This is a genomic window from Candidatus Methylomirabilota bacterium (genome assembly GCA_036001065.1).
In the GTDB taxonomy this organism is placed as follows: Bacteria; Methylomirabilota; Methylomirabilia; order Rokubacteriales; family CSP1-6; genus MNEF01.
This window is the reverse complement of record DASYUQ010000025.1, coordinates 1-15,949: the sequence shown is the minus strand read 5'-3', so window position 1 is coordinate 15,949 and position 15,949 is coordinate 1. Positions and strand designations below refer to the sequence as shown.

17 protein-coding genes and 1 pseudogene are annotated in these 15,949 nt (G+C 68.6%); 8 read left to right on the top strand and 10 right to left on the bottom strand.

What is annotated here, in order from left to right:
• Positions 1 to 84 precede the first annotated feature (84 nt).
• Together glgX and VGV13_02285 are read right to left on the bottom strand one after the other, a co-directional pair.
• Entirely contained in the window at positions 85 to 2,226 is a 2,142-nt protein-coding gene (gene glgX, locus VGV13_02290) for a glycogen debranching protein GlgX (protein HEV8639906.1), read from the bottom strand.
• Positions 2,226 to 2,639 (bottom strand): response regulator, encoded by a 414-nt coding sequence (locus tag VGV13_02285; protein ID HEV8639905.1) that lies wholly within the window; start codon positions 2,637 to 2,639, stop codon positions 2,226 to 2,228. Before VGV13_02285 ends, glgX begins: the two co-directional genes overlap by 1 nt.
• A gap of 710 nt (positions 2,640 to 3,349) precedes the next feature.
• Between VGV13_02285 and VGV13_02280 the strand changes: the two genes are divergently transcribed.
• From VGV13_02280 to VGV13_02270, 3 genes and pseudogenes are all read left to right on the top strand, one after another.
• A complete protein-coding gene (locus VGV13_02280; protein ID HEV8639904.1) occupies positions 3,350 to 3,724 on the top strand; it encodes a response regulator in 375 nt (124 codons plus the stop codon).
• 188 nt (positions 3,725 to 3,912) lie between these two features.
• Positions 3,913 to 4,059, top strand: coding sequence for a hypothetical protein (locus VGV13_02275; GenBank protein ID HEV8639903.1), 147 nt, complete (start codon positions 3,913 to 3,915; stop codon positions 4,057 to 4,059).
• Positions 4,046 to 4,255: pseudogene (locus tag VGV13_02270) on the top strand (type II toxin-antitoxin system Phd/YefM family antitoxin). Before VGV13_02275 ends, VGV13_02270 begins: the two are co-directional and overlap by 14 nt.
• A 75-nt stretch (positions 4,256 to 4,330) precedes the next feature.
• On the opposite strand, the gene VGV13_02265 reads toward VGV13_02270, so the two are convergent.
• Together VGV13_02265 and VGV13_02260 are read right to left on the bottom strand one after the other, a co-directional pair.
• Positions 4,331 to 4,960, bottom strand: coding sequence for a hypothetical protein (locus VGV13_02265; GenBank protein ID HEV8639902.1), 630 nt, complete (start codon positions 4,958 to 4,960; stop codon positions 4,331 to 4,333).
• Entirely contained in the window at positions 4,957 to 5,556 is a 600-nt protein-coding gene (locus tag VGV13_02260; protein ID HEV8639901.1) for a hypothetical protein, read from the bottom strand. Before VGV13_02260 ends, VGV13_02265 begins: the two co-directional genes overlap by 4 nt.
• A 441-nt stretch (positions 5,557 to 5,997) precedes the next feature.
• On the opposite strand from VGV13_02260, the gene VGV13_02255 reads away from it, so the two are divergent.
• The gene (locus VGV13_02255) at positions 5,998 to 6,180 is read left to right on the top strand and encodes a hypothetical protein (GenBank protein ID HEV8639900.1); all 183 of its coding nucleotides are present in this window, start codon (positions 5,998 to 6,000) and stop codon (positions 6,178 to 6,180) included.
• Between the two features lie 322 nt (positions 6,181 to 6,502).
• Here VGV13_02255 and VGV13_02250 read toward each other — a convergent pair whose 3' ends face one another.
• The 6 genes from VGV13_02250 to VGV13_02225 all read right to left on the bottom strand — a co-directional run bounded on the left by VGV13_02250 (position 6,503) and on the right by VGV13_02225 (position 12,556).
• A complete protein-coding gene (locus VGV13_02250) occupies positions 6,503 to 7,225 on the bottom strand; it encodes a cyclase family protein (protein ID HEV8639899.1) in 723 nt (240 codons plus the stop codon).
• Positions 7,222 to 8,856 carry an AMP-binding protein gene (locus tag VGV13_02245; protein ID HEV8639898.1) on the bottom strand — a complete coding sequence of 545 codons (1,635 nt, stop codon included), beginning with the start codon at positions 8,854 to 8,856 and terminating at the stop codon, positions 7,222 to 7,224. The genes VGV13_02250 and VGV13_02245 overlap by 4 nt, the downstream gene beginning before the upstream one ends.
• A gap of 20 nt (positions 8,857 to 8,876) precedes the next feature.
• The gene (locus VGV13_02240) at positions 8,877 to 9,686 is read right to left on the bottom strand and encodes an enoyl-CoA hydratase/isomerase family protein (GenBank protein HEV8639897.1); all 810 of its coding nucleotides are present in this window, start codon (positions 9,684 to 9,686) and stop codon (positions 8,877 to 8,879) included.
• Complete coding sequence (locus VGV13_02235) at positions 9,683 to 10,129, bottom strand: Zn-ribbon domain-containing OB-fold protein (GenBank protein ID HEV8639896.1); 447 nt, start codon at positions 10,127 to 10,129, stop codon at positions 9,683 to 9,685. Before VGV13_02235 ends, VGV13_02240 begins: the two co-directional genes overlap by 4 nt.
• 112 nt (positions 10,130 to 10,241) lie before the next feature.
• Positions 10,242 to 11,420, bottom strand: a complete 1,179-nt coding sequence (locus VGV13_02230) for a thiolase family protein (protein ID HEV8639895.1) — start codon at positions 11,418 to 11,420, stop codon at positions 10,242 to 10,244.
• A gap of 5 nt (positions 11,421 to 11,425) precedes the next feature.
• The gene (locus VGV13_02225) at positions 11,426 to 12,556 is read right to left on the bottom strand and encodes a thiolase family protein (GenBank protein ID HEV8639894.1); all 1,131 of its coding nucleotides are present in this window, start codon (positions 12,554 to 12,556) and stop codon (positions 11,426 to 11,428) included.
• Positions 12,557 to 12,657: 101 nt separating this feature from the next.
• On the opposite strand from VGV13_02225, the gene VGV13_02220 reads away from it, so the two are divergent.
• The 4 genes from VGV13_02220 to VGV13_02205 all read left to right on the top strand — a co-directional run.
• Positions 12,658 to 13,065, top strand: coding sequence for an ATP-binding cassette domain-containing protein (locus VGV13_02220; GenBank protein HEV8639893.1), 408 nt, complete (start codon positions 12,658 to 12,660; stop codon positions 13,063 to 13,065).
• Positions 13,062 to 13,271: a hypothetical protein gene (locus VGV13_02215; GenBank protein ID HEV8639892.1), complete on the top strand. Its 210-nt coding sequence runs from the start codon at positions 13,062 to 13,064 to the stop codon at positions 13,269 to 13,271. Before VGV13_02220 ends, VGV13_02215 begins: the two co-directional genes overlap by 4 nt.
• Before the next feature lie 43 nt (positions 13,272 to 13,314).
• Positions 13,315 to 14,772: an MmgE/PrpD family protein gene (locus VGV13_02210; protein HEV8639891.1), complete on the top strand. Its 1,458-nt coding sequence runs from the start codon at positions 13,315 to 13,317 to the stop codon at positions 14,770 to 14,772.
• Between the two features lie 236 nt (positions 14,773 to 15,008).
• Positions 15,009 to 15,949: integron integrase (locus VGV13_02205; GenBank protein HEV8639890.1), on the top strand; the 941-nt coding region annotated here is incomplete at its 3' end.

Below are 15,949 nucleotides of genomic sequence, written 5' to 3'. Positions count from 1 at the left end.
CCGCTCGTCGCGGATAACATAGCCGAACTCCCGTGTCGCGTCCCCAGCCTCAAAAGTGGTCATGGTGCCGAGTTCGGGGCCCACCTATCGATCGAGAAGGACCACTGTGCTCCGCGGATTGGCGATGTAGTGATCCGGGGGATCGATCGGCACCTCCCGGCCGGCCTCCCGGAAGTCCTCACCGCGCGCCAGGCTCGTATCGATGATCCGGGACCACCGGCGGCCCGGCTCGAGGATCGGGAGCTTCACCCATTGCGACTCGAAGTGCGCGTTGAGGATGAAGAAGAGCCGGTGGGTCTCTGGATCTGATCGGTCCTCGTTGGCGTCGAGCTGATAGCAGAGTGTGCGGACGTTCGGATCGTTCCACTGGGGCCGGCCGAGGTCGACGCCGAACCAGGCGAGATCGGGGACGTGGTCGTCGTCCAGGTCCACGCCGAGGAAGAACTTCCGGCGCTGGAGGATCGCAAAGCGACGCGTGAGGGCGATCGCCTTCCGGAAGAACTCTAGAATTTCAGCGTTCCCGGACACCGCCGTCCAGTCGAACCAGCTGATCTCGTTGTCCTGACAGTAGGCGTTGTTGTTCCCCTGCTGGGAGCGCATGAACTCGTCGCCCCCCAGGATCATGGGCGTCCCCGACGCGAAGAGCAGGTAGCAGATGTGGTTCTTGATGAGCTGCTTGCGGAGGGCCCGGACGCCGGGATCGTCGGTGTCACCCTCCACGCCGCAATTCCAGGAATTGTTGTCGTTGGCCCCATCCTGGTTGTTCTCGCCGTTCCGCTCGTTGTGCTTGCCGTGGTAGGAGACCAGGTCGTGGAGCGTGAACCCGTCGTGGCAGGTGATGAAGTTGATGCTGTTGTAGGCCGAGCGTCCGTCCTCCCCGTAGAGGTCGGCGGAGCCGGTGAGTCGCCAGCCCACCTCGGCCACCTGCCCGGCATCGCCCTTAGCGAACCGCCGGAGCGTGTCGCGGAACCGGCCGTTCCACTCCGACCAGTCGACCGGGAAGTTGCCGACCTGGTACGTCCCCATGTCCCAGGGCTCGGCGACCAGGATGATCCGGCTCAGCACCGGGTCCTGCGAGACCGCGTCGAAGAAGGACGCTGATGGCTGAAAGGCGCCGTCCTGTCCCGCTCGCCCCAGCACCGACGCCAGGTCGAACCGGAACCCGTCCACGTGCATTTGTTGAACCCAGTAACGCAGCGAGTCCATGACCAGCCGGATCACGGCCGGGCTGTCGAAGTTCACGCTGTTCCCGCAGCCCGTGTAGTTCATGTAGTAGCGCCGGGGCTCCGCCTCCGGCCCCGTGAGGCAGTAGTAGGAGGGGTTGTCCAGACCGCGAAAGGAGATGGTGGGGCCCATCTCACTGCCTTCGCCGGTGTGGTTGTAGACGACGTCGAGAATGACCTTGATCCCCGCCTTGTGCAGCTCCCGCACCAGGGTTTTGAACTCGGCGACCTGACTGCCGGCCGTTCGCCCGGTGCTGTAGGAGGATTCCGGGGCGAAGAAGCCGATGGAGTTATAGCCCCAGTAGTTGGTGAGGCCCTTCTGGACCAGGAAGTCGTCGACGTAATACTCGTGCACGGGCAGCAACTCGACTGCGTTGACGCCGAGCCGCGAGAGGTGCGGGATCTTCTCGATGAAACCGAGATAGGTGCCGGGGAACCGGACGCCCGACGAGGGATGCGCGGTGAACCCCTTGACGTGGACCTCATAGAGGATGAGCTGCTCCAGCGCGAGGTCGGGCGAACTGTCGCCCTGCCAGTCGAAGGCGTCGTCGACGACGATGCTCTTCGGCACGATGCGCGTGTTGTCGCGCGTGTCGGGAGAACCGTCTGGCGCGGCCGGCTGGGACTGGTAGCCGAGCAGCAGGTTGTCCTCGTTTCGGAACTTGCCGGTCACCGCCTTGGCGTACGGGTCCAGGAGGAGCTTCGCCTCGTTGAAGCGCAGGCCCCACTCCGGCCGGTACTCACCGCGAACCTTGTAGCCGTAGCGCTGGCCGGCCTGGAGGCCTTTGACGAGCCCGTGCCAGATGTACTTCGTGCGGTGGCGTAGCTGGACGATGTCGGTGGGCTCCCCGTCCGCGGCCTCGAAGAGCAGCAGGAAGACCTCGGTCGCGTCCTTCGAGTACACGGCGAAGTTCACCCCGTCGGGGGTGAGCGTGGCGCCCAGCGGGTAATGGGCGCCCTTTTCAAGGGTCCTCGTCGTCCGGTGCCTCAGATCGTAGGCCATCAGCCCGCGGACTTCCCCGCCCGGGCCAGGGCCGCCACCGCGCGGACCAGGTCGGGAAAGCTGATCGGCTTGCGGATGAAGCCCGTGAAGCCGGCGGCGTGAAGCTCGTGCTGAATGTAGAGGTAGTCGTAGGCGGTGACCGCCAGGACCGGGGTCGATCGCAGTGGCGGGAGCCTCCGAAGTTCTCGGACGAACGACGGACCGTCCTCCTCGGGCATCTTCAAGTCACACACGATGACATCGGGCGTCAACCGGCTCAGTGTCGCGAACGCCTTCTTCGCGGACGGGGCGGTCGTGACAAGCGCCCCGGAGAACTGCAGCGCTATCTGCATGGCGTCGAGAGAATCCTGGTCGTCGTCGACCACGAGGACATGCAGGCCAGTCAGATCAGCGGCCTTGTCAGGGTTGGACATCAGGGCCTCCTCTGCCCGACGCGGGTTCACCGAGCATCCCTGAAAGACGACTCTACTGAGGAGGCCGACGAGGAGGCAAGTTCCTTGGAGGCCTGGGCGGTGGCGCAGGCCCCCCTTGATGTATGCGAGTTTAATGCAGAAGCGCTGGCGGCCCGGATTTGTCTTATGTAGATTAGGAGTCAGCCGCCACGTCGGCGATCTAGCGGATTTTACGAGTTTCGCGTTTCTTACTCCCCTACTCGCCCTCGTGGACGCTGGAGGCCTCATCGCCTATGAGCGCCAGAATGAATGAAGGTCAACAAGGCCTGGCCGCACCCCTGGGCGGGAGACGTGGCCTACGATCAAGGCCGAACTGAAGAAGGCGCTCGCGATGAGGGGCGGGATTCAGCGGGCGGGGTGGTTCAGTTGAGGAGACCCCCGTACGGCGACTGCTCACCACATGGCCAGGAGAGGAGAAAGGTATATGCCGCCGGCAGACGAAGTCAGGTTCACGCAGATTGCAGGGGTTGAAAACGTCCTCTTCGGCCTGACGGATGACGGCCGCGTCTGGGCCTTTGACTCCAAGGAGAAGGTTTGGCGGTCCGTCCCGATGCGGATAAAGGCGTAGGCACCTTGGGAACCCGCAAACAGTCAAATTGCCGGCACCACCAGGGCATGCGCCCGTCGGGCGAACGTTACATGCTGTACCCCCGCGCTGTTGGGATGTGCTAATGCCCGCGGTCCTCTTCGTTGAAGATGACGACTGCTTAAGGGACTTGATCGCCGAGGCGCTTCGCGATACGGGGTTCGTGGTTATAGAACGAAAACTTGCCGAAGAGGCACTTGTCTACCTTGGCCAGAATACGCCAGATATCATTCTCTTGGACCTTGGAATGCCCCCTGGCGAGATGAGTGGCTTGGAGCTGCTGGCGCGGCTCCGCGAGGGCGATGCAGCGGCTCGGATCCCGGTCGTTGTTCTCTCCGGATTTGGCGATGTAGTTAATCGAGACGTGACTGGCCGCTTGGGCGTCAGCCTTGTGCTCAGTAAGCCCGCAAGCGGGGCCGATATAGCCCGTGCAATAGCTCAGAGTCTCCGTTCTCCGTGAATCGTTGGATCAACTCTACGGCCGCCGCGCCTCCTCCTCGCCGCCCTCGGCTTCGGCCGCCTTGAGCATTCGGGGCTCCTGAGTCGGCGCTCCACGCTCTCAAGGCGGCGGCTCGCGTCGACCGAGAGAGCATCGAGGCCACCTGGGCGGTCATCCAGCCATGGGTCCGCGTGACGCCCGTGGTGGAGGTGAGAGGCGCTGACTTCGGGCTCGACCGCGTCACGCTGGTCCTGGCCTTCCGCGTCTTCACGCCCGACTGGGGCCCGCGTCCGTGGGGCTGGGAGCCCGACGGCGTGTTCCCCGCCGCCGCACCCATCCGCGGTGGCTGTTGCTGACGCGCTTGCCCGGCAGACACTTCCCCTTTCCGAGGTCAAGGCCAAGCTCAGTCGCCTGGTGGATCGTGTCGCTGAGACTGACGAGGAGATCCTCATCACGCGGAATGGCCGCCCCGCAGCCGTTCTTGTCAGCCCCGACGAGTACGAGTCGTGGAGGGAGACCCGGGCGGTTCAGTCTGACCGCGAGCTGATGCAGGAGATCCGGCGAGGATCTCATCCGGGGTCTTCATCCTGGCCTCAAGCGCTAACGCCGTGCGCACAGCGCGTCCCGTTATCGAGAACCGGCTCGCGCATCTTTCACTGGCGTCGCCAGCCGCTTCTGCAAAGCGACGCCGCTGCCGAACCTCTTCCTGAACTCCGCGGCATCCCGGCTGTAGTCGTCAATGATCTCCACCTTCTTGACGTCCATGAACTCGTTTCGGGTGTAGCGCACCGTTCCCATATAGACGGCCCTGTCTTCGGGGCGAATGTCCACCCGGTACCCTCCCGGGAACCAGGCTTTTTCCCAACGATTCGAGATCCAGGTCACATAGAGAAGCCCTCTCAGGAAAAAGATCGGCTTTCTCGGCACCGCCACGTAATAGGTCACGCGCAACGGGGCAACCACGGATTTCATGTAGTCTGATGGCGAGAGATCCCCGGAGAACGCCCGCGGATGATCGTCGGTGACAAAAATGATACTGTTTCGGGCGAATCCTTTGAAGGAACCCGTAAGCACCTGCTCTCCTTCCTTAAGCGGCGGGTCAAGCTCGATGCGCCCGACGAGGATCGCCTGATCGGGCCCCACGTCGGAAAGCGTGGCGACTGTTTTGCGCCCCGCTGCACAGCCTGCGGCGACGAGGCAGCAGACGAGAGCGATGGGCCACCAGGTCGTACGGCGTCGCGTCGCGCTCGGCCTCATTTCGCGGACTTCAGGCTGGCGGCAACATGGGACTCCCACCCGGTCCCCCTCACGACCTGGAGCAGGCGCTCAAGCAGCTCCCGCTGGCTCGGTGAGGCGATGGTTTCCAGGGCATATTCGTACTGCGTGCCGACCCGATTGCCCCGAACGTTCACGTACTTGTAGGCGCCCATGAAGTAGACGCCCGGCTTGCCCACGGTGACGCGGAGAAATCCGGACTGCCGTGTGACAGGGAATGACAAGGGGTAGCTTGCATAGAGGTAGCCCTTCGCAAGCAATCCGCCACCGCGCCCGCCGAAGTCATAAACCTGGTACGACCCGGAGGCAAGGTTGTCCAAGAGAAACAGGCCGTCCTTGGTCCGACCCGACAGCTTGTTGTCGCTCGGCGTGGGCGCAAGTTGCTGAAATCTGATCCAGTCGAGCCGGGGTTCAGCATCCGTCATGTCGATGTACCCGAAGGCCAGGGACATCTGCGCCGACCTCGGCGTTTCGGGCTCCGGGCGAAGCACCCGCCGATTATTCGGCGCCCACATGCAGCCACTTAGCCACATGACAGCCAGCACGATCACCGTCGCGCGCAACCAGATATGACGCATAGTCGTCTCCCCTTTTTTGTTGTCTCCGATATCAAGGCTGTTGAGTGGATCGAGACTCGGCGGCCTCCGTCAGGCGGCCGTGCCGTCGGTCGTGATCGCTCACCCTGACCATGTGCGTGTCCGCACGCCGCTCCCGGAGAGGAGAAGGCGGAGCGGGACCGCGCGTAATGTGCCGGCCTGGCAAGCGATGTCCTCGTTGACACAAGGACCCCCTGAACGCTCGATTCAACGGCCTCACGGCACCGTGCTCTTGTCCTGAATTTCCGGGCTGTTCGCTCCCTGCACTCGAACCTCGTCCAAGGAGCGTGCGAACCCGGTAGGAACCGGGCGATCCCAATAGGCGAGGTTCGTGCCAGGTCAACGCCTACGGTCGGGCTAGAGACCGACCTGGAGCGCAGCGAGTTCTTCGGTACCGCTCCCTACCCATCTCGCGCTCCTCGGATGATGCCGGACTTCGTGCCCGCCGCCCTGGCGTTCGGATCGGGGATCCACGGCTCCGCCTCCCTTCTCTTCCGGGGCCTCGGGCAGGGCGAGCGGCCGAGGATGGCCCACATGCAGTTGTGCGACAACGTCCCGGACGGCACCGGGGTCGTCGCCGTCGAGCAACCGTTCACGATGCCCTGATGATCAGGAGACGGAGGAGCTGCTGGATCGCGACCTGATCGGCAAGATGGAGCCGACGTGAAGGGGCTGCTCGGAGGGCCGGAAGGGCTATCGCTTCACCGGGCAGGGTACCTACGAGCACCCGCACCAAGAAACCGCCTCGGGACTTCTGAAGTCGAGTTCGAGTCTCGCCCAGGACGACGGCGAGGACGACCAGGGCGACGAAGAATCATTTCCAGCCCGACGCCGCTATCTGTCTAGTGCCGTTCCAACTATTCGCGCCTAGGAAGGCACCGTGTACGTCGTTCGTGGACAGGTTTAGTATCAACAAGTTGGAACGGCACTAGCCGAGATCGACGAGGGCGAGGGCGCGGATGGGCGAGCCGCTGGCGCCCTTGAGGGGGAGCGGGGCGCCGACGAAGTGGAACGCGTGGCGGGGGATCTCCTCCACACGCACGAGGTTCTCGATCACGCAGATGTAGGGCTCGCCGGGGCGCGGGCGGAAGAAGGTCATGTGGGCCGGGACCTCGGCGGAGCCGCCCGGGTCCACGCTCGGCGCATCCACCCCGACCGTCAGCGCGCCGCGCTTCCTTAGCCAGCCCGCCGCGTCCTCGCCGAGCCCCATGCTGTCGCGGAAGTACCGACGCGCGTCGTCGCGCGTGCGTGACCAGCCCGTGTAGAGGAGCACGATGGGAGCCGGGGCCACGCCGGCGGCGGCCAGCGCCTGCTCGAGGTCGGCGGCGGTCACCAGGGCCCGCGGGCCGCAGGCCGCCGAGACGTCGAGCCAGATGGCCTCCCCCACGAAGTGGCGCAGATCGAGCACGTCCACGGTCGGCCCGTCGGGGTTGCCGTGATAGGGGGCGTCCAGGTGCGTGCCCACGTGGCCGGCGAGGAGGAACTGCTCGCTGGCGAAGGAGACCTGGCCGTAGCGTGAGTTCTTCGCCATCCAGAGAGCCGTCCCCTTGTGGCTCATCGTCCCGCTGACGAGCTTCGGCGTCACCGGGTGCGCGGGGTGATTGGGCATGCCCTCGTAGAGCGGCCAAGTGAGGTCGATGACCCGGATCATCGCTTGCCGCTCCCGGCGACGACTCGTGACAGCTCCTCCCTGAGCTGGGGCTTCTGCACCTTGCCCGTCGGCGTCCGCGGGAACTCCTCGCCCTTCCGGAAGACGACGCGGGCCGGCACCTTGTAGCCGGCGAGGCGCTCGCGGCAGAACGCGACCAGCGCCTCCGCCGTCGCCTCCGCGCCCTCGTGGAGCTCGACCGCCGCCACCACCAGCTCCCCCCTGTCGCGGTCGGGCACGCCGACGACGTAGGCCTGCTTCACCGCGGGGTGCGTGAGGAGCACGCCTTCCACCTCCAGCGGGGCCACATTGATGCCGCCGGTCTTGATCATCTCCTTGAGCCGGCCCCGGAAGCGCACCCGCCCATCGGTCCCGAGGCATCCGAGGTCGCCGGTGACGAAGTATCCGTCGGCATCGAAGGCGGTGCGGTTCAGCCCAGGGTCGTTGTAGTAACCGGGCGTCAGGTACCCCTTGACGCGGAACTCTCCCACCTCGCCCGCGGGGAGGGCCCGTCCCGTGGTGGGATCGACGACCCGGATGTCCATCCCCGGCAGCGGCGCCCCCTGGGTGTGCAGGCGGAGCTCGAGGGGGTCGTGAGCGTCGGTCACCGCGCAGTTCCCGTAGGTCTCCGTCGAGCCGTAGACGTTGCAGAGCTCGCGGGCGTTGACGGCCTCCATCGTCATCTGGATGTCCTCGGGGAGCCCGATGGTGAGGCCGGTGCGCATGGTGAGGAGCCGGCGCCGCGGCCGGTTGGGGTGCTCCAGGATCGCCCGCGCCATGTTCGTCATCCCGTAGTAGACGCTGCACCGCTCCTCGTCGAGGAGGGCGAGGGCCTCCCCGGGCTCGAAGCTCTCCTGGAGGACGATCGCGCCTCCGTGGGTCATGATGGCGGGCAGCGCGTTGGCCGATCCGAAGGACCAGAAGAGCGGCACGGCCAGCCAGAGCCGGTCCGTCTCGCGCAGGTGCTGGCGCTCGCCGATGTTGAAGCCGTTCTCGATCACGCCGCCGTGGGCGAGGGTGACGCCCTTGGGCGTGGCGGTGGAGCCTGACGTGTAGAGGATATAGGCGAGGTCGGCGGGAGCCACCGCCGCCTGGGCGGCGGCGAGGGCGGCCTCGCTCACCTCGGTCGCCCGGGCGAGCAGATCGCCGAGCCGGTAAACGCCGTCGTACCGCCGCTCGTTGACGCACGCCACAGCGCGCAGCTCGGGGAAGCGCTCGCTCCTGAGCGCTTCCGGAGCGGCAGCGGCCAGCTCCGGGCACAGCTCGTAGAGCGGGGCGAGGAAGCTCCGGCCGCGGAACCCCTCCGTGGTCACGAGGGCGGCGGGCCGGCAGTGCTCGAGGGTCCACGCGATCTCCCGGGGCGTCGAGAAGGTGCTGACGCCGACGGTGATCGCCCCGACCTTGGCGGCGGCGAAGGCGGTGACGAGCCACTCCGGCCGGTTCGGGAGGAGGATGGCGACGCGGTCACCTCTCCGCACGCCGGCGGCGAGGAGGGCCCGCGCCAGCCCGTCGGCCTGCGCCTTCAGCGCGGCGTAGGTGAGGCGCTCTCCCCGGAAGACGACCGCCTCCGCCCGCGGCCGCGCGGCCGTCTGCTCGTCGAGGAGGTCGCCCAGCGTGCGGCTGCGCGGCGGCATCCCGACCGCCTGCCGCATCGTCAGCGCCCGGTGAAGCGCGGCTGCCGGCCCTCGCGATGCGCCGCCAGGCCCTCGTCGACGTCCCGGCTCCATTCGAGCGCGTGGCGGAGCGCGTCCGACAGCGCGCGGGCCGCGGTAAATCCAGAAGCCATGCGCACGTTCATGATGCGCTTGGCGCCGCGCGTGGCGAGGGGCCCGCTCGCGCAGATGCGGGTGGCGAGCGCGTGCGCTTCGGGGAGCAATCGCTCCGCCGGGTGGACGGCGAGCACGAGTCCGAGCCGCTCCATCTCCGCGGCACCGAGCTCGCGCCCGGTGCAGATGATCTCGAGGGCCCGCGCCCGGCCGACGATCACGGGCAGACGCACGGGACCGCCGGCGCCCGGGAAGCCGCCCCAGAGCGCCTCGGGCAGCGCGAACGTGGCGTGCGCCGCGGCCAGCCGGATATCGCACGCCAGCGCGAGCTCGGCGGCGCCGGCCCGGGCGGCGCCGTTCAGGGCGACGATGACGATTTGTGGAAGCGCCTCGATGGCGTCGTAGAGCCGGTTGGCGACCCGGACGAGCTCCAGGATTTGGTCCTTGGTGTAGGAGGCGCGCACGGCGGGGTTCAGGATCCCCATGGAGAAGAACTGATTCCCCGTGCCCGTCACGACGATCGCCTGGATCTCCTCGTCATCGGCGAGGCGGTCGACGATGCCCTGGAGGGCGAGGAGGACGTCCCGCGTGAGCCGGTTCTGGTCCCCGGGCCGGTTGAACGTGATCGTGGCGACCGGGCCGTCGCGCTCCAGCCTGACTTCGTCGGCGACGGAGCCCAGAACCTGTCCGACGCTCACCGCGCCGGCTCGAACCAGAAGTCGGTCATCCGCCCCTCGGGCCGCGCGGTGAAGATCGCGCGGACCGGCATCCCGACGGCGAGCCGCTGGGCCGCCGCCCGCACGTCGGAGAGATCGACGCCGCGGAGGTAGTTCACCATCGCCGTGTCGGCGTTCCTGAGCCGCACATACGCCACCACGTAGGGCGGGTCGGGCATGCCCGTAAACTTCTGAGCCACCACCGTGAACGCCTCCAGCACCCCGTCGGGCGCGACCTCCACCCACTCGCCGGTGGCGGCGAAGCAGCGGTCGCAGAAGCCGCGGGGGGGCAGGAGCACGCGCCGGCACTGCGGGCAGCGGCGGCCGAGAAGGCGCTTCTCACGCAGCGCCCGGAAGAAGTGGCTGCCCGTCTCGCCGGCGGCGTGACGGTAGTGGATATCCCAATGTTGCTCGATCTCGATCACCGGCTCGCTCATCGCCCGACGTGGGGGGCCCCGACATGGCCCCCCACACCCCCCAGCGCTCGGAGCGCCCCGGGGAGCCCGTGGCGCTCCTCGACCACGCGGCGCACGTCACTCATCGTTCCCCTCGCAAGACCACGGCTCCATAAAACTGGTGGTCGCCGCCGATGCCGGTGGCAAGCGCCGTCCGCGCCCCCTCCACCTGCCGCTCGCCCGCATGGGCCATCACCTGCAGCGCAGCCTCCGCCACGCGGACCATGGCGGTGACGGCAATGGGATTCGCGCACAGCACCCCGCCCGACGGGTTGACAGGCTGGCGGCTCCCCAGGTGGAACTCGCCCTTCTCGAGGAGCGGTCCCGCCTGCCCCTTGTCACACAGCCGCGCCGCCTCGATGACGTGAAGCTCGATGTTGCTGAAGGGCGCGTAGAGCTCGGCCACGTCGATCTCCCGCCAGGGGTCGCGGATCCCGGCCTGGCGGTAGGCCCGGGCGATGGCCTCGGCGAGGGCGTCGGCGTCGGCGTGGTCGTGCTCGGCGGCCGGACCCATGCGGTCCCCCATGAAGTAGGTCTCCACGCAGTTGCCGACGCCATCGATCCACGCCTTCGGCCCCGGCAGCCGGCGCGCGACCTCTTCCGAGCAGAGAACCAGGGCGCAGCCTCCCGTGGACTGCGGGCAGGCGTCGAAGAGCTTGATGGGCCAGCAGATCACCCGCGAGGCGAGAACCTCCTCCACCGTCACCTCCTTCCGGAGGTGGGCGTGAGGGTTCCGGAGCGCGTGGCGCCGGTTCTTCACCGCGGCCAGCGCCATGTGGTACTCCGTCGTGCCGTACTTCGCCATGTAGCGCACGGCCTGGAGCGCCAGCATGTTGATGGCGTTGAGCGGGAAGGGCCGCTCGTAGAGGACGTCCCACATCGTGTTCAGGACGAGCTGGGCGTCGCCGCTTTCCCCCACCCGGTCGGCCCCCGCCGCCAGTACGCAGTCGAACATGCCGGACGCCACGTGGAAGTAGGCGGCGTGCACGGTGGTGATCCCCGTGGACCCGCCGGTGTTGACGCGCATGAAGGGCTTGTCAGCCACGCCGAGGGCGTCGGCCACCCACCGCTCGGCGTGGGCCACGCCCATGAGCGCATCGGGCGCCAGGGCGAGCACGGCCGCCTCGATGTCGCGCACCTCCAGGCCCGCATGGGCCAGCGCGCGCGCGACGGCCTCCCGCGCCAGCTCGGGGTAAGTCACGTCGTCCCGGCGGAAGCGGTGCTCGGTCTGGCCGACGCCGACGATAGCCACGCGCCGCATCGCCGTCACGCCTCGCCTTCGAGGACGACCACCGTGTGGGCCTGGCCGGCGAGCCCGCTGGCACCGTGGGCGACCGCGCGCCGCGCGCGCACTACCTGGTGGCCGTCGGCGCGGCCCGTGACTTGAAGACAGGCCTCGGCGATCCGCACGAGGCCGGAGGCGAAGAACGGGTGCGCGCAGAGGAGGCCTCCGGAGGGATTGACGCTGACCTCGCCGGCGGCGGCGAAGCGCGCGCCCTCACCGGGGCCGCAGAAGCCCAGCCCCTCGTACGCCATGAGCTCGTGGTACGGGGTGACATCGTACACCTCGGCCACGGCGAACTCGCGGCGCGGGTCCCGCACGCCGGCCATCCGGTACGCGCGCTCCGCGGCCGCCGCCAGCGCGCGGGAGTCGACGAGTTCCTCCGGCTCCCGCCAGTAGGTCGCCGAGGCCCAGCCCACGCCCCGCACCTGCGCCGCCGGACACCGGAGCGTGTCGGCGCGCTCCCCGCGGGCGAGCACGAGCGCGCAGGCCCCATCCGACAGGGGCGACGTCTCGAGCGCCTTGAGGGGCCACACCACCATCGGCGAGACGAGAACGTCGTTCGCGGTCACGGCCTGCCGGCGCTCGGCGTGAGGGTTCCGGACGCCGCTCGCCCGGTTCTTCACCACCACGCGCGCCGCCGCCGCCTCCTCCAGCCCGTAGCGGTCGCGGTAGGCTGCGGCCTGGATTGCAGCCGCCACCAGACCGTCCATCCCCACGTGCCGTCGGTAGAAGGGGTCGAGGCTGAGCTGCTCCACGAGCGGGATGGGCGCCTCCGAGCACTTGCTCCAGCCGGCCACCAGCGCGGTGTGGCCGAGGCCGGAGGCCAGGCGCAGGTAGGCGAGCACGAAGGCGTGCTCCGCGCTCGACGCTACCGCCAGCAGGTCCTTCATGTAGCCGCCCGCCGGCGGCGCCGTCACCATGCTCGAGATGACACGTCCGTCGACGAGATCGGAGGCGCCGATCACGACGGCGTCGAGATCGCTCCAGGCGAGGCGGGCGTCGGCGAGGGCACCGCTCGCCGCCTCGAAGATCAGCTCCTCGAGCGTGCGGTCGGTGATGGCGCTCGCATACCCGACCTGGCTCACGCCCACCACTGCTACGCGCTCGGACACGTGACCTCCAGCGTTTGCGATCGTCGTAGGACTGTGATAGCGTCGCGCCGGTTTCCGTTTTGGACCGCCCGGTTCACTCTTCATAAGCTCGGAGGAGATCGTTGTCAACGGCGCCCCCCACGCCGCGTCGCAAGATCGGCATCGCGCATCTCTCCCACGCCTTCGAGATCGACGGCCGTACGGTGCCGGTGCTGGCCGACGTCACCCTCGACGTGGCGGAGGGCGAGTTCCTCGCCATCGTGGGACCGAGCGGCTGCGGCAAGTCGACGCTCCTCAACATCGTCTCCGGACTCTTCCTGCCGTCCACCGGGCACGTGAGTGTAAACGGTGTCCCCGTCCAGGGCATCAACCCGCGCATCGGCTACATGTTCGCCCGTGACGCGCTGCTGCCCTGGCGCACGAGCCTCGCCAACGTCGTGTTCGGCCCGGAGCTCGCAGGGGAGCCGCCGGAGCGGCGAGAGGCGAAGGCGCGGGACCTCCTCCGGCTCACCGGACTCGCGGGGCCGTGAAGGTGGCCGAGAAGTACTTCGCGGGCATCGATCCGAAACTTCTCCGTCAAATCCTTCAGGACAGCATCAAGGGCTACCGGCCGGTCATCAGCCGTCAGGCGGTGGCGAACATCGGCGAGATGCTCAAGTTCGCGGGGCTGATCACGCGGGTGCCCGCGTATGACGACATCGTCGACACCCGGTACGCCCCCACACGGTTCCCGTGAGCGGGGAGCGGGTGACGCCAGGCGGGACGGGCGTGGAGACGTGGTGAGCCGCGCTGGCGAGGCGCGCGGCGCGACCGCCGAGCTCTCCCGGTTCGTGGCGCAGACGGACGGAGGCGCCATTCCGTCGGCGGCCATCGCGCTGGCGCGCACCGCCTTCCTTGATGTGACGGCGACCACCCTGGCGGGGGCGGCGGAACCCGTGGGCCGGATCCTGACCGCCTGGGTCCGCGAAGCCGGGGGGACGCCGGCGGCGAGCGTCGTAGCCGGCGGCTTCAAGACCGGCACCACCCAGGCGGCGCTCGCCAACGGCGTGATGGCGCACGCGCTCCTCTACGACGACACCACGTTCGTGACCCTGGCCCACCCGAGCGTCGTGCTCGCGCCGGCCCTGCTCGCGCTCGGGGAGCCGGCCGGATCGTCGGGCCGGGCCGTCCTCGAGGCCTACGTGATCGGCTACGAGGTGCTCACGAAGCTCGGCCGCGCGCTCAACCCCTCCCACTACGAGAAGGGGTGGCACGCCACGATCAGCCTGGGGACGGTCGCCGCCGCCGCCGCCGGCGCCCACCTCCTCCGCCTCGACGCCCACCGGGTCGAGATGGCCCTCGGGATCGCGACCGCGATGGCGGGCGGGTCGCGCCAGCAGTTCGGAACGATGACGATGCCGTTCCACGCCGGCCACGCCGCCCGCAGCGGCGTGGTCGCCGCGGAACTGGCGAGGCGCGGCGTCACCGCCGACCGGGGCATCCTCGAGTCGCGTATGGGCTACTGCGCCCTGTTCGCCGGCCCCGGGGGCGCCGACCTCGAACAGCTCACGAAGGGCCTCGGCGAGGCGTGGGAGATCCGGGTCGCGGGCTCCGTCTTGAAGCCCTACCCGTGCGGGGCGCCGCTCCAGCGGGCGATCGACGCGATCCTGGCGCTGCGCGCCCGGCACCGGATCGATCCCGCCGCGGTGCGCGAGATCCGCGTCGGCGTGAGCTACATCTTCCAGGGCGTCCTCATCCGCACCGAGCCCCGGACAGGGCTCGAGGGCAAGCCGAGCCTCGAGTTCTGCGCGGCGGTGGCGATGCTCGACGGCCGCCTCGGCCTCGACGCCTTCACCGACGCGCGCGTGCGCGACCCCGCGGTGCGGGCCATGATGGCGCGCGTCAGGACGTACGTCGACCCCGCGCTCGAGCGGGGGGCGCCCGGCGTGGCCGCCGACCCGTTCGGGGATCGGACCACCGTCACGATCGTTCTCGACGACGGCCGCGAGCTGGCGGAGACGGTGCGCTTCCCGTGGGGGAGTCCCGAGAACCCGATGAGCCGCGACGAGCTCGTCGGCAAGTATCGCGAGGCGGCGCGTCTCAGCCTCGACCGGGCGCGGGCCGAGCGCGCGCTCGGCCTGCTCGAGCGGCTGGACACGCTCCCCTCCGTCCGCCCCTTGATGGACGCGCTGCGTGGCGCGAAGCGAGCGGGAACGGCGGCCCGGCGCGCCGGGCCGCGACGAGCTCACCATGGCTAGCCGGGTCAATCCGGAGGAGATGTTCGCGACCAACACGCTGGACCTGGAATAGCGTGTCACCGTCGCGTAGCGCCTCGCCGGTCTGAACACCACGGCCTATGAGCTCAACTGTATCCGATCCCATGCACTCATCGAGCGCTCACGGCCGCTCGTGGATTCGTCTTGTGGATTCGTCTTGCGGGCTCCGACCCGCTCGGCTATGTTCGAGACGCACGAACAAAAGGGGGCTCGAAATCTTGTCGGAAGGCGCCCTCGCTGCCACACTCGCCGTCCGTGAGGCTGGCCCCGCCGGCGCGCCGAAGCCCCGACTCCTCGACCGGGTCCGCCAGGCCATCCGCGCCCGGCACTACAGCCGCCGCACAGAGAAGACCTACGTCGCGTGGATCCGCCGGTACATCTTGTTTCACGGCAAGCGTCATCCCACCGAGATGGGCGCGGCCGAGGCCACCCGGTTTCTGACCTCGCTGGCCGTCGATGGGAACGTGGCGGCCTCGACACAGAATCAGGCGCTGAGCGCCCTCCTGTTCCTTTATCGGGACGTCCTGGAACAGGACTTGCCATGGCTCGACAACGTGGTGCGGGCGAAGGGCGCGCAGCGGCTGCCCGTGGTGCTCACCCGCGCCGAGGTGCGGGCCGTCATCCAGCAGCTCCAGGGCACGCCGCGGCTGATGGTTCTCCTCATGTACGGTGCCGGGCTCCGCCTCCTCGAGTGCGCCCGGCTACGGGTCCAGGACGTCGACTTCGCGTCCAACCAGATCGTGGTCCGTGGGGGCAAGGGTGACAAGGATCGGGTCACCATGCTCCCCGGCGCCGTGAAGGCGGACCTGGCCCGGCACCTTCACGGGGTGCAACGGCAGCACGAGCGCGATCTGCAGTGCGGAGCCGGCTGGGTGGAACTCCCGTGGGCGCTCGCGCGCAAGTACCCGAACGCCGGGCGGGAATGGGCCTGGCAGTGGATCTTCCCGGCGACCCGTTTCTACGTGGACCGTGTCACCGGCCAGCGGCGCCGCCACCACCTGCACGAGTCCGTGCTGCAGCGGGCGGTGAAGGAGGCCGCGCGCCGCGCGGGCATCGCGAAGCGCGCGACCTGTCACACGTTTCGACACTCCTTCGCCACCCACCTGCTCGAGGACAACCACGACATCCGGACCGTTCAGGAGCTCCTCGGTCACCGGGA